The sequence below is a fragment of the Acinetobacter sp. NIPH1876 genome, assembly GCF_022808535.1.
Lineage (GTDB): Bacteria > Pseudomonadota > Gammaproteobacteria > Pseudomonadales > Moraxellaceae > Acinetobacter > Acinetobacter higginsii.
Genome location: NZ_JALGBR010000011.1, coordinates 121,133 through 134,401, shown reverse-complemented (window position 1 = coordinate 134,401; position 13,269 = coordinate 121,133). Strand labels below are relative to the sequence as shown.

The window sequence follows — 13,269 nt, the reverse complement described above, 5'->3', positions numbered from 1 at the left end:
TACTTTCTGGATCGACCACTGATCAATATGACTGTTTTTATGCTGTATTGTATTTTTGCAGGGATATTATCCAGTTTAAATTTGTATATCCGTTATAAAAGAAATACCGCTATTTCTGATTAATTACGGTTGCTGTGTATAGGCTCATCTTCGGTAGATCAAACATATGATTGAAGATATCAGATATTTAATTATTTTTGCAAAAATTGCTGAGTTTGGTTCAATTTCAAAAGGTGCTAAAGCATTAGGCTTATCTACCGCAACGGTTAGTCTGCATTTGGCCAAATTGGAAAAGAATTTAGAGTGTGCCTTATTTTATCGAAATACACGGAAAATGACCTTAACTCACGATGGGCAAAAACTTTTAGATACCGCCCAAGTCATGTTGGCAACCTATGAATCAGGTATTTTAGATTTTAAGCAACGTTCCATTCTTAGAAAGACACAATTGCATATTTCGATTCCTGCGGTTTTTATTCATAGTGAGCTAATGCAATGTATCACAAAATTTTGTGAGGCATATCAGGACTTAACTGTGCATATCACCTGTGATGATAGTCGGACAGATTTGATCGCTGAGAATGTGGATATTGCTGTTCGAATTGGCGAGCTTCCAGATAGTTCATTTAAAGCTCGCTATCTATTTCCTTTAGCCCGAAGTATCGTTGCAACCCCTGAGTTTTTAAATCAGCAGCAACCCATTACTCATCCTAAAGATCTGATCCATATGAAATGGATTGGTTTGAGTATGAGAAAAAATAAGAGAATATTGCGGCATCAACATACAGGAGAAGAAATAGAAATTTCATATCAGCCTTATATTTATGTGAATAATGTTGAAGCCTCATATGAACTGGTAAAATTAAATGCAGGGCTGGCAGCACCTCCTGATGATTTAATCCAAGCCGATCTTGAACAGGGGAACGTTGTGAAAGTTTTACCCGCTTGGATACTAGAGCCGTTGCGTGTTTATGCAGTTTGGCCTGCTAATATTCCAATGAATGGGATTGCCTATGCCTTGCTTGAGCAGTTGTATCAATCATTTAATGCCAAAAGAGTTTGATCAGCATATAAATGGATAGAATGATTAAAGACCCGCCCATTAAAATATTCAGGATTTTGAGCTGGTGTGAGTTGGTAAATATTTTAGCGAGATGATGCCCCGAAATGCCCCAAAGGATTAAACAGATATAGCAAGTAAAGAAATAGATCAGAATAAACAAAATCAAGGGATGATAACTCACGGGGGAGGAAAATAATGAGATACCAGAGAGGCAGGCAATCCATGCTTTGGGATTGAGCCACTGTAAGAGAAATCCATCCATAAATTTAGCAGTAGCGATATTCTTTGATATTTCAACTTCTGCTTTTGAAAAGATAATTTTTTGACCTAGATAGAAAATAAATAAGCTACCTAAAATCTCAATGATCAGGAAAAACAGAGGGTAATTTACGATGGTTTTATACACCCCAAAACCTAAAAATATGAGCAGTAAGCTAAAGCCAATGCTTGCACCTGAAATAAAAGGCAGTGTTTTTCTAAATCCATGCATTAAGCTGGATGAAAGAATGGTAATGTTAATTGGTCCAGGTGAAATGGACATGGTGAATGAGAAAACAAACATACTGATAACTATAGAAAGAGACATTACTGATATCTTTTTTAATTAAAGCTTTAAATGAGATGATACCGTTTGGTTTAAATAAGATTAGTCTGGTTTTATCAAAATTAGATTTTGATTTTTTGAGGGTTTAAAGTGAAACGGTAACGCATTTTATTCATCAAAAATAAACATTATTGGGTGCATGAGTTGAGTATCTTATCTAAAAATTATTGCTGCTAGAAATCATGAAAATTTACCAAGTCGATGCATTTAGTGATCAAGTATTTAAAGGAAACCCTGCTTCGGTTGTGTTATTAGAACAGTGGTTAGATCAGCAGGTAATGCAGAATATTGCATTAGAAAACAATTTGTCGGAGACCAGTTTTGCCAGAAAAATTGATGATCAAAATTATGAAATTAAGTGGTTTTCACCCGTCAAAGAAGTGCAGTTTTGTGGTTATGGCACGCTAGCGACCAGTTTTATTATTTTTAAAAATCAACCTGAAATTGAATCGTTAGTTTTTCATGTGGCGAACTTGGGCGAGTTTTTTATTACTCGCAGTGAAAAGGGCCGAATCAAAATGAATTTTCCTGTACAGATTCCTCATCGATTAGAGGTGATTCCCCAAGCCTTAAAAGACAGCCTATCTCAAGAAATTACTGAAGTGTATATCAATCCACAGGCCTATATCGTGATCTATCCAAATACCCAAACCGTTTTAAATGAACAGCCGAATTTTGATCTGATAAAAAAACTTGGTGGGCGACGTGTCGCGATTACCACATTAAATGATGCTATAGATGAAGGCTTTGCTCAGTTTGACCTTGTCTCCCGTTACTTTACGCCCTCAATGGGAATTGATGAAGATCCTGTCACGGGTTCATTACATACGTCACTGATACCGCTTTGGCAGTCATTCATAAACAAAGGAAATATTGTTGCTTATCAAGCTTCAAAACGAGGGGGCGTACTGTATTGCAAGTTACTTGAAAATGATCGAATTGAAATTTCAGGAGAATGTCGCTTATATCTTGAAGGTGAAATTTTCATTTAATTAATAAACTAAAAAACCATGTACGTTTTTGCTTACATCAATTCAGGGCAATGTCCCATTTTCAGCCTAAGCTGAATTGCCTAATATGAACTCATCAGGAACAGGAAGTTCCAAAACATAAAACAAGAATGATAAGTTTGCGCATCAGGATGTGAGATATGACAGGAGTTGTATCTAGTGAAAGGAATACGAAAAAGCCCGACTCGGATGTCGGGCTTTTTTCATTTGAGCTGAAACACAGTTAGTTGATTTGCTTTGCACTGTAATAGGCATGAATCGATGCTGCACAACGTTCAACGATTAGATCATCATCCTTTTTCCAGATGAGCTTGACTTCACTGAGGGTATTCTGGTCTTGAATCGGAATCAGTCTGACATTGCTAGGCAAAATCACTTTAAATTCTTCAGGCACAATACAAACGCCAAAACCATTGGCGACCAGTTCCAGTTGAGATCTTTTTCTTGAGTAGATTCTGGTTCTTTTGGGACTAAAACCATTGACCAAGCATAAATTGGCGGCCAAATAGCTCAAGCCACCACGGGCTTTATGTGGCACAGAAACAAAATCCAAAGGTTCCAACTCACGAATCGATATACTTTCTTTTTCACTTAAAAATGGATCTGAAATATGCGCAGCGACGTATAAGGGAGCAGTGTATAAACTGATCGAATTGACATCATTCAAATTATGATAAATCGGGGGGCGGATAAAACCTAGATCAATTGTCCCATTCAACAAATATTCGAGCTGTAATTCCGAGGATAGGGTGTTCATTTCGATATCAATATGATGGGTATCACAGAGCTGTTCAAAAATTTCCAGCTTGTTTTGATCTAATACGATACTACTGGAATGGGCAATTTTAATGATTCGACCTTCACCACGGCTGATACTTTGGGCGCTGACAATGGAACTTTTTAAATGATCAATATTGGTTTTTAAACTTTTATACAGGGCTTCACCTGCAGGTGTGAGCCTAATTTTCTTCTCAGATCGATCAAAAATTTCAAAACCGATTTCTTCTTCTAAATTTTTAATTTGTCTGCTCAAGGCAGATTGAGCAATAAATAGTTTCTCTGAAGCGGCAATAAAGCCTCCAGTTTCGACAATCGTGATTAGATAATTAAATTGTTTGAAGGTCCACATATCTCAAAATTAGATCAGTGCTTGTTTTTTCTATATTAGATTAGATGGAAGAAATCTTATACCTTTTTTATAAATCCTTGATTCAGGTCGCTGACGATGACAATGAGAAATAAGATTTTGACTTTAATTGCTGCTGTAGTGATTTGTCTACTGGCACAAAGCTATGATCACTATATGGGTGTGATGACGACAGAGCAGTCGATTGATTTATTGGGAGATTGATACGTTCTCCGTGTTCCGTTCCATATAATCACTGACTTTTTAAAGGGTGAGAAAGCTCGGCAGTGTACGCTTTTTCTTACAGCGATTAGGGGCAATGTCCCATTTTCAGCCTAAGTTGAATTGCCTAATATGAACTCATCAGGAGCAGGAAGTTCCAAAACATAAAACAAGAATGATAAGTTTGTGCATCAGGATGTGAGATATGACAGGAGTTGTATCTAGTGAAAGGAATACGAAAAAGCCCGACTTGGATGTCGGGCTTTTTTATTGCAAATCTAACAAGTGGCTGAGTGCGTTGGCTTACTGTTTTATAACCAACAGATTGCAGTGAATAGGTGTATTACTAAACCTGAGGTTTAAGATTGAATATTATGTATTTTACATTCGCCACATAATGTTAATTTAATCAACAATGAGTAATTTCGCTCCATTCAAACTGAAGGATTGATGTGGTTCTGCATGATCACCAACTTGATAGCTCATTCCCTGCGTTAAAATAAACGTCCTTCCATCTTTTAATCTGCTTTCAAGCTCACCTTCTAAACAAAATAGAATATGTCCTTTTTCGCACCAATGGTCAGCTAAGTAATTAGCTGAGTATTCTACAATTCTTACTCTAATTCTATTTTCTTCTTCACCAAAGTATTGTGTTTTCCAATACGCATTTCCAGTTTCTCCGCGGTATTCTACTGTTTCTATTTTATCCCAATTAGTCACTTGAAATGGAAAAGGGAAAATATTCATATACTGTTCCAAAACTTTAGATTTATTCTAAAAATATAGATAAATTTAGTTTTTGCAATACTCTTATTTAAGCGAAGCACTGTGATGCGAAGGAATATTAATTAAAAAATTTAAATTCAATGCTTATTTAGGCCATATTAAGAAATCTAAAAAAGCCATTGATTTAAAATAAGATAGATTCTTTATGAATGGTTTAGATATTTCTTGTCAGATTTTTAAACATAAATCATGTACGCTTTTTCTTACAACGATTAGGGGCAATGTCCCATTTTCAGCCTAAGCTGAATTGCCTAATATGAACTCATCAGGAACAGGAAGTTCCAAAACATAAAACAAGAATGATAAGTTTGCGCATCAGGATGTGAGATATGACAGGAGTTGTATCTAGTGAAAGGAATATGAAAAAAGCCCGACTTGGATGTCGGGCTTTTTTTATGCGCGATGGATTTGGCTTTCCCACAGTTCAATCAATAGCTGCATGGATTTGCTCAGTGGCTTATAAGCTGGCCAAATCGCATGAATCGGCATATCCAGCCCATTTGTGGTATCGAGAAAGGCTAAGCGAACCAGACTTTGTTTGGCAAAATGTGTTTGCACCACGGAAAGCGGAAAATTACCCCAACCGAGACCTTGTTCCACCATATCAATGGCCATGGATAAATTATCGCTGTACCAATAAGAATCGGAGACCAAAACCCGACTGTCAGGTAATGGATAATGCTTGCTGGCTACAATAATCTGTCTGAGTTCAGACAGCATGGTGAGTTCATTTTTATTCTGCGCTTTGAGTTGTTGCGCATCTTTGGGGGAAACTGCGGCAACAAATTGTTCCATGCCCAGTAAACGAAAGCGTTCATTGTTGTCGAGTTGTGATGAACTATAGGCAATATACAGATCAATTTCGTTATTATGCAGTCGTGTTTTGAGCTCTTGTTGTGGTGCACTGACTATTTCAATATTTAACAAGGGATAGCGTTGAATCAGCTGTTCAATCCCTGCCAATAAAAACTTTTGATTCACATCTGCTGCAATGCCAATGCAGAGACTGGTTTCTAGTCCAGTTGAAAGTTCGGTCAAATGTAGGTCGAGCTGACGTAATTTGGTCAGAATTAATCGGGCATGCGGTTCGATTGAAAGTGCGACCTCTGTGGGGGCAAGGTGATTTTTACTGCGTTCAAATAATTTTAAATTCAGCTCTGCTTCGAGATTGGCAATCGCCATACTGACCGCTGAAGGAACACGATTTAGGGCGCGCGCCGCAGCGGAAAAATTACCACGATCAATAATTTCAAGAATCAGTTCAAGCTGTTCACTGGTCAATTTCATTTGTCATTCCCTTGTCAGTTGTACTGATAACGATTGACTTTTTTTATCAAAATTAAAGCGTAAAATCCACTCATTATTGATTTTAAGGTGTGGTCATGCAAGGAATCAAGAGAAGAGTCACTTACGTATTTTTCTATGAAGTTTTGAGCTTTTTTATCTGTGCGATGGTATTGGCGGTGCTTTCGGGCACGACGATCAGCCATACAGGACCTTTGTCGATCTTGATTGCTGTGATCGCAGTGACGGTCAATTTCTTTTATAACTATATATTTGAGATGTGGGAAAAGAAGCAAACATCAAAAAAACGTACGGTACTCAGACGTGTGGCACATGCGACTGGCTTTCAAATTGTCTTGGTGATGATTTTGATTCCCCTGATTGCCTGGTGGATGCAGATCAGCCTAGTTAAGGCCTTCTTGCTCGATTTTAGTTTGATGGTGCTGATCCCATGTTATACCTTTGTTTATAATTACTTTTTTGATCATATTTTTGGCTTGCCTAGCCATTTGCTTGAACCAGCAGCGCTGAATGCCAAAACCAGCTCTTAATCTACAGTTTTATCGTTAAATTCATAAAAAAGAGTGCATAAAATGCACTCTTTTTTATGTGAAATATAAATTATTAGTGTGGCTAAATTTAAATCATTAAAGTCGAATCCAGGTCATATTACGGAAACTATTATTGGCTGGATTCTTGGCATTGATACTCAGCATTTTGCCTGTTTTACTTAAACGTGCATTCAGGTTGTATTTGTGGCCATCATAAGGATTGAGCCAAACACCTTGTCCAAATTCCTCATTTTGACTCAACATCTTTAGACCCGTTAGCACTTCCATACCGATAATCTGCTGATTCTTTAATGTGCCTGTACAGGCCGTACATACAGTGAGTGCAGCCTCCTTGGCAGAAGGATACATTTTGACAATCACCGCACTGTATTGTTCGGTTGCAGAATGTTTGCGGATCACGATATCAGACAGGTACGAGCCCGTACGCTCATCGACGACTTTCCACGTCCCAATCAGTGGGTCAGTCGGTGCAGCGTGAATCGCCAAAGGCGTATTGAGCCCAAGTAAGAGAACGCAAGCGCGAAGAAAAGGGGTATTTAGCATGAGAATGGCATCAAAAAATAGAAATAGTGAAATGAAACAACAATTTATTATATTATTTCAGTGGAATGATCACAGCATGTTTTACGGAACTTGGCAGTTCCCCATCGTGTTTAAATCATGCGGTATAAGCGTTCTTTCGGGAACACCGCAGTAAAGGTTGAACCTTCATTTTCTTTAGAGGTAATTTCCAAATGTGCGCCGTGTTGCATCAATACGTGTTTCACAATTGCCAAACCAAGTCCGGTTCCGCCTGTCTGACGGCTACGTGCGCTATCGACACGGTAGAAGCGTTCAGTTAGGCGCGGCAAATGTTTTGGGTTAATCCCGATCCCATTATCCTGTACGGTAAAGTAAGCATGATCACCATCTTCATGCCAGCCAATGGTGATGATGCCGCCTGCAGGCGTGTATTTAATCGCATTGGTAATTAAGTTACTGAACGCACTGGCAATTTCAATATCCGAACCGATCAGGTCACAATGGCTATCAATATCCAGATTGAGGGTATGACCATAATCCAGATTGTAGGCACGCGCATCATCAAAGATTTGGTTCATCAGATTGGCCATATCAATAATCTGATTTTTCGCGACTTTTTTATTATTTTCTAAATTTGATAATAATAAGAGGTCATTAACCAAAGCATTCATACGCTTGGTTTGTGACTGCATTTGTGTGAAAGCACGTTTCCAGCGTGGGGTAATATCATCTTGATCAATAAAAGTTTCGATGTAGCCACTAAGTACGGTCAGCGGTGTACGTAATTCATGTGAAATATTATCAACAAAGTCTTTACGCATTTGCTCGAGATTATGTACTCGTGTGGTGTCGTAAGCGACCAATAGACGACTTTCGCCACCGAAGCGGGTTAGTTTGACTTGCACATAACGATCTTCATCCATCTGTGCTTGCAGACGAATCCCATCAGGAGATTGATCACTGTGGTTAAAATATTCAATAAAACTGGGTTGGCGCAAAATCGACAATAAATTGCGGCCACGATCCAAGGGACTAATCCCTAACAGTTTTTCAGCGGCAGGATTCCACCATTCGATTTGATGTTGATCATCAATCAGGACCACAGCCTCGGCCAATGCCACCAAAGAGGATTGTGCGCGATCAATCAATCCCACCATTTCAGCTTGAACAATGCGTTCTTGACGCTGTGCACGGTAGACATTGAACAGCAATGCACCCCAGATCCCATTCAGATTTGGGGGGACATCATAAGGGCGATTGGAAATCCATTCATTGACCAGATAAAGCGAGCGGAGCTGTAGCATGAAAAACAGCACGAAGGCGACAAAAATACAGCTCCAGAAGTAACCCACCCCGAATCCGACTAAGCTTGCAATCAATAAGAAAAAAAGTAACAGTCTTAAATCTTGCTTTGCAAAGGTCCACAAACTGCTGTAGCGAAAACGTTGGTGTTCACGTGCCAGTTCAGGGACGGGGTAAGGTTCATACATAAAGGATTTTTAACCTACTGCTAAATCTGCTCGTGTCGAGAAGCGATAACCTGTGCCACGAACGGTTTGTACAAAACGATCGACGCCAAATGGCTCTAACACTTTGCGTAAACGGCGAATATGCACATCAATAGTACGATCTTCGATATAGACATTGCCACCCCAGACTTGATCTAGGAGTTGAGCACGCGTATAGGCGCGTTCTGGGTGCGTCATAAAGAAGGCCAATAAACGATATTCGGTTGGACCCATCTCTAAAATACTGTTGCCGAAACTGACGCGCTGGCTGACAGGATCAAGTAATAAGCCATTGGCATCAATCACTTTCTCACCGCTCAATGCATTGGCACGACGTAATACCGCTTTGATACGAGACACCAGTTCACGGGTTGAAAATGGCTTGGTCATGTAATCGTCTGCACCCGCATCCAGACCTTGTACTTTATGGTCTTCTTCGCCACGTGCAGTCAGCATGATTACAGGAATTTCTGCCAAGTTTTCATCGCGTTTGAGGCGGCGGCATAAATCTACACCACTCACACCACCCGGTAGCATCCAATCCAGCAAAATAAGCGCAGGACGCTGATCAACGATAATCTGATGCGCTTGTTTGGCATCCTCTGCTTGTAAACATTGGAAGCCTGCCATATCTAAAGAGGTATGGATCATTTCGCGGATCGGTAGCTCATCATCGACAATTAAAATATAGTCATCTTTCACAGCGCAATACCCTTAAAATCTGTAACGGTTTAACCGTTTTGTTGTTATGACAGGCTTATTACAAAGATTAATTATGACAATATCATTGCAAAAGAATTAATAAAGTCGAATTTAGCAATAAATTGTGACAATCGTAGGGCAGCATGGTGACGAATTTATGACAATCTACTTAGCAATAAAGCAAATGAATTCATTTGCTTAACTGAAGTGTAGTTTAACAGCTTTGTGTGTCACAAAACTGTAAAACGATTTTAATTTTTTTGCGATGTTGTTTCGATAAAAGACAAAAAGACAGCACAGCAGGCGGATAAAACATCTTCTAAGGGCTGTTTGAAGCCTTCCGAGACCCAGCGAATAATAATATGCGTGACATAACCATTTAGGCCTGTTGCCATGAGCGAGACTTCTTCAGCACTTTGCGGTGCATTCGGCATGGTGATCATCACGAAGCCTTGAATAATGCGATCAAATTGGGTCAGCGTTTCTTGAATAGTGGCTTGGTTATGCAGATCTTGCACCAGCATCGCATCAATATAAATAATCCGTGCCATACGTGGATCATCTTTAATCGCACTCAATAAAGCCGACAAACCTGCGGTCACCATATTCTTGGGTTCAGGCGCAGCCATCAGAACAGCTTGGGTTAAACAGGTTTGCATTTTTTCAATCATTTTTAAGAACACGGTTTGAAACAGTTCTTCGCTTTTCTTAAATGATTCATAAAAATAGCGTTCAGTCAGCTTGGCTTCATTACAGACATCTTTGACCGTGACCGAGAAAAAGCCTTGTGTGCCGTAAGTTGCAATGCCTGCTTCAATCAATTTTTCACGACGTGCTTCTTTGCGCTCAGTTAAAGAGAGGCCTTTGAATTGTCGCTCTTTCACTTCCGTATTGTTTTTCTTGCGAGTCGTTTGATCTTGAGTTGCCATTGAGAAAACCGTTCCCTAAAAAGTCTTTAAATCGTGTGTCTAATATTTGCATTTCAAACGTGTTGTGCCGACTAGCATAACCATATTTTGAAAATATGCCTTGTCTCTTTTAAACATCTTCGGTCATAAATGTAAATAGGCCTATTATGACATGTCGGGTGTTGGTTATTGCCATTTGTCTTAAAGCTAGAGTGTACTATATTGACAACACGTATTGTCAAAATTATATTGGTTACAGGTTAAACAGCACATGGTCTGAGCGAATATGTGCGTATCATTCGCAGTACAAAGGATAGGCAATGAAAAATTTTAAAAATAAAGTCGCAGCGATCACCGGTGCAGGTTCTGGGATTGGACAGCAGTTGGCCGTTTTGTTGGCGAAACAAGGCTGTCATTTGTCATTGAGTGATATCAATGAAAAAGGCTTGGCACAAACTGTAGAACTGGTCAAACAGTATCCTGTGACTGTAACCACCAAAGTGCTTGATGTTTCAAATCGCGATGCAGTGAAACAATGGGCGCAAGAGACTGTACAGGATCATGGATCAGTCAATTTGATCTTCAATAACGCAGGTGTAGCACTCGGCTCGACAGTGGAAGGCGCAAGCTATGAAGATTTGGAATGGATCGTTGGGATTAATTTCTGGGGTGTGGTCTATGGCACCAAAGAATTCCTGCCATTTATCAAACAAAGCAAAGATGGTCATATCATCAATATCTCCAGTATTTTTGGTTTAACTTCGCAACCAACACAATCGGCATATAACGCAACTAAATTTGCGGTACGCGGTTTTACTGAATCATTACGTCAGGAATTGGATATTGAGAAGGGCGGTGTCAGCTCACTCTGCGTACATCCGGGCGGGATTCGAACCAATATCGCCAAAGCAGCAAAAATGAATGACAGCTTGAAGAGCTTGGGCATGGACCCAAACAAATCAATCAAGCAATTCGATAAGTTCCTGCGCACTCCACCAGAAGAAGCTGCACGTCAAATTTTAAATGCGGTATTGAAAGATAAACGCCGTTTATTGATTGGTACTGATGCACGTATTGTGGATTCTTTCCAACGTTTATTCCCGACGGGTTATCAACGTATTGCAGCGCTTGCAACCAAGATGATGTAAGTTGTCAGCATGAAAAAAGCCATTCCCTGGGAATGGCTTTTTTATATCCTTTAGAACAAGCAGATATTAAACAATCTGAGTTCGGTTGAAGTCCTCTCTAACCTATTAAAAATAATTAGCTTGGTGGAATCTTGCTATGTTCTCACCCAATTTTGGGATCAGCCACTACGTCTTGTACTTTGCACTTCAGTTGAAATATATTTCAACTTTGTTCAGGCTCGCCCTACTTTTGTTTTGGCATGAGGAGCGAATGCTCCGTAAGGGCAAAACCTGAGGGACGAATAGCGAAGATTAATAATCTTTGCCGTACCGCAAGGTGAAAGCTATGCTTGAATAACAAACTACGCACTGTGTTTATCTTGCGCTTCACCAAAGCTTTAGTCGCTTTGGCTTGCTCAGGTTGTAGATGACGTTTCCGAGTATCATATTCAGCCTCGAACTCAGGTTAAATAAGGACTTTAATCTTGGTCTTTTTCCAAAAGAATTGATAATAAAAGGCTTGGAACAGACATAGACAAACAAAGGACAGCGCATATGCAATCCAAATTCCAGTTAAGCCCCACAATGAGCTAAACCAATACGCACATGGCACTTCGATCAGAATAATGGTCAAAATATTAATCATCATTGGGATATTGACCGCACCACTGGCACGCATAATCGATGCAAAAATGGCACTGGCACCAAAGAACAGAATCGACCACAGCACAATAAATAACAGTTGTTGACCCAGCTCAATCACACTGTGATCGGTAATAAACAGCGCCATCAGATATTTTGAGAACAAATAAGCCAGAGCAATCAAACTACCCGTGAATAAGAAATTCATGCCCAAAGCGGTACGGGTGACTTTGGCCAATAAATCAGGCTTACCTGCGCCAATCGCTTGTGCGGCAAAAATTGAAGCAGCAATCGAAATCGACAAGGCTGGAAATTGAATGTAGTTCAGTACCTGATTGACTGCGCCGTAGGCAGCGGTGGCATGTGCACCATAATGGTTAATCAAGCCAATAATCACCAAACCCGCTAAGGAGGTGGTGACCATCTGAATCCCAGTCGGAATTCCGAGTTTTAAAATTAATTTACTCAGCTCAGCATCATGGCGAATATGTTGCAGCAATAGACCATCAATTTTCAGTGGATGATTTTTATAGTTTAGATAAATTGCTAAGAAAATCAGCACAGCGGCATAACCGATAATGGTTGCAATTGCAGGAGCAACAATACCCAAAGCAGGAAAACCAAAATAACCTTTCAGTAAAACGGGCGTTACACCCAAACCAATCAAGCTGGTCAGGCTTAGGGCAATCAAAGGGGTTACGCTATCGCCAACACCCCGTAAAATCGAGGTGTAAATAATATAGACGAACAGTAAGGGGCTACCCACCAACATCCATTGCACATAAGGCAAGGACAGGTGCATCACTTTAGGATCGGTACCCAGCAATTCTAAAATATGTTTGGCGAAGATCAGACCCAAGACCGCAATAATGCTGCCACCGATCAAGGTCATATAGACCGTGGAGCCAATCACAGAACGGACTTTTTCCAGATTTTGTGCACCCCATGCCTGCCCAATGAGCACCGTGGAGCCTGCAGAAATCCCGATCACAAAGGCCAGTAAAAAGAACAAGATAGGGAAGAATACCGAGACTGCAGCAATCGCATTCACGCCCATCATTTGACCGACAAAGATGGTATTAATGGTGCCCGACAGGTTTTGTAAAATATTGGTGGCAATCAGCGGCACCAGAAACACAAAAAAGGTTTTCCAGAGATTCGGTTGCATCACCAGAGGTTGGCGTGGTGTCATT

The 13,269-nt window shown here is 40.0% G+C and carries 13 protein-coding genes; 4 read left to right on the top strand and 9 right to left on the bottom strand.

Annotated elements, in window-relative coordinates; genetic code table 11:
* Positions 1 to 166 precede the first annotated feature (166 nt).
* Positions 167 to 1,063 carry a LysR family transcriptional regulator gene (locus tag MN869_RS13430; RefSeq protein WP_243308114.1) on the top strand — a complete coding sequence of 299 codons (897 nt, stop codon included), beginning with the start codon at positions 167 to 169 and terminating at the stop codon, positions 1,061 to 1,063.
* On the opposite strand, the gene MN869_RS13425 is transcribed toward MN869_RS13430, so the two are convergent.
* Positions 1,044 to 1,649, bottom strand: a complete 606-nt coding sequence (locus MN869_RS13425; RefSeq protein ID WP_243308113.1) for a LysE family translocator — start codon at positions 1,647 to 1,649, stop codon at positions 1,044 to 1,046. The two genes, MN869_RS13430 and MN869_RS13425, sit on opposite strands and share 20 nt — an antisense overlap.
* Positions 1,650 to 1,849: 200 nt before the next feature.
* Here MN869_RS13425 and MN869_RS13420 point away from each other — a divergent pair, with 200 nt between their 5' ends.
* Complete coding sequence (locus tag MN869_RS13420; protein ID WP_243308111.1) at positions 1,850 to 2,659, top strand: PhzF family phenazine biosynthesis protein; 810 nt, start codon at positions 1,850 to 1,852, stop codon at positions 2,657 to 2,659.
* A gap of 241 nt (positions 2,660 to 2,900) precedes the next feature.
* On the opposite strand, the gene MN869_RS13415 is transcribed toward MN869_RS13420, so the two are convergent.
* The 3 genes from MN869_RS13415 to MN869_RS13405 form a co-directional block, all read right to left on the bottom strand.
* On the bottom strand, positions 2,901 to 3,806 hold the full coding sequence (locus MN869_RS13415; RefSeq protein ID WP_243308109.1) for a LysR family transcriptional regulator: 906 nt from the start codon (positions 3,804 to 3,806) through the stop codon (positions 2,901 to 2,903).
* 624 nt (positions 3,807 to 4,430) lie between these two features.
* Entirely contained in the window at positions 4,431 to 4,772 is a 342-nt protein-coding gene (locus MN869_RS13410; protein ID WP_016542258.1) for a DHCW motif cupin fold protein, read from the bottom strand.
* 432 nt (positions 4,773 to 5,204) lie between these two features.
* Positions 5,205 to 6,098 carry a LysR family transcriptional regulator gene (locus MN869_RS13405; RefSeq protein WP_243308108.1) on the bottom strand — a complete coding sequence of 298 codons (894 nt, stop codon included), beginning with the start codon at positions 6,096 to 6,098 and terminating at the stop codon, positions 5,205 to 5,207.
* Positions 6,099 to 6,193: 95 nt separating this feature from the next.
* Between MN869_RS13405 and MN869_RS13400 the strand changes: the two genes are divergently transcribed.
* Entirely contained in the window at positions 6,194 to 6,646 is a 453-nt protein-coding gene (locus tag MN869_RS13400; protein WP_243308104.1) for a PACE efflux transporter, read from the top strand.
* Between the two features lie 96 nt (positions 6,647 to 6,742).
* Here MN869_RS13400 and MN869_RS13395 read toward each other — a convergent pair whose 3' ends face one another.
* From MN869_RS13395 to MN869_RS13380, 4 genes are all read right to left on the bottom strand, one after another.
* Positions 6,743 to 7,210: a DUF2147 domain-containing protein gene (locus tag MN869_RS13395; protein WP_243308102.1), complete on the bottom strand. Its 468-nt coding sequence runs from the start codon at positions 7,208 to 7,210 to the stop codon at positions 6,743 to 6,745.
* 110 nt (positions 7,211 to 7,320) lie between these two features.
* Complete coding sequence (gene phoR, locus MN869_RS13390; RefSeq protein WP_171549854.1) at positions 7,321 to 8,679, bottom strand: phosphate regulon sensor histidine kinase PhoR; 1,359 nt, start codon at positions 8,677 to 8,679, stop codon at positions 7,321 to 7,323.
* 9 nt (positions 8,680 to 8,688) lie between these two features.
* Positions 8,689 to 9,399 (bottom strand): phosphate regulon transcriptional regulator PhoB, encoded by a 711-nt coding sequence (gene phoB / locus MN869_RS13385; protein WP_004803505.1) that lies wholly within the window; start codon positions 9,397 to 9,399, stop codon positions 8,689 to 8,691.
* A gap of 251 nt (positions 9,400 to 9,650) precedes the next feature.
* Positions 9,651 to 10,328 carry a TetR/AcrR family transcriptional regulator gene (locus MN869_RS13380; RefSeq protein ID WP_243308100.1) on the bottom strand — a complete coding sequence of 226 codons (678 nt, stop codon included), beginning with the start codon at positions 10,326 to 10,328 and terminating at the stop codon, positions 9,651 to 9,653.
* Positions 10,329 to 10,627: 299 nt separating this feature from the next.
* On the opposite strand from MN869_RS13380, the gene MN869_RS13375 reads away from it, so the two are divergent.
* The gene (locus MN869_RS13375) at positions 10,628 to 11,455 is read left to right on the top strand and encodes an SDR family oxidoreductase (protein ID WP_171550902.1); all 828 of its coding nucleotides are present in this window, start codon (positions 10,628 to 10,630) and stop codon (positions 11,453 to 11,455) included.
* Positions 11,456 to 11,900: 445 nt separating this feature from the next.
* On the opposite strand, the gene MN869_RS13370 is transcribed toward MN869_RS13375, so the two are convergent.
* Positions 11,901 to 13,268 carry an MATE family efflux transporter gene (locus MN869_RS13370; protein WP_171550901.1) on the bottom strand — a complete coding sequence of 456 codons (1,368 nt, stop codon included), beginning with the start codon at positions 13,266 to 13,268 and terminating at the stop codon, positions 11,901 to 11,903.
* Position 13,269 lies beyond the last annotated feature (1 nt).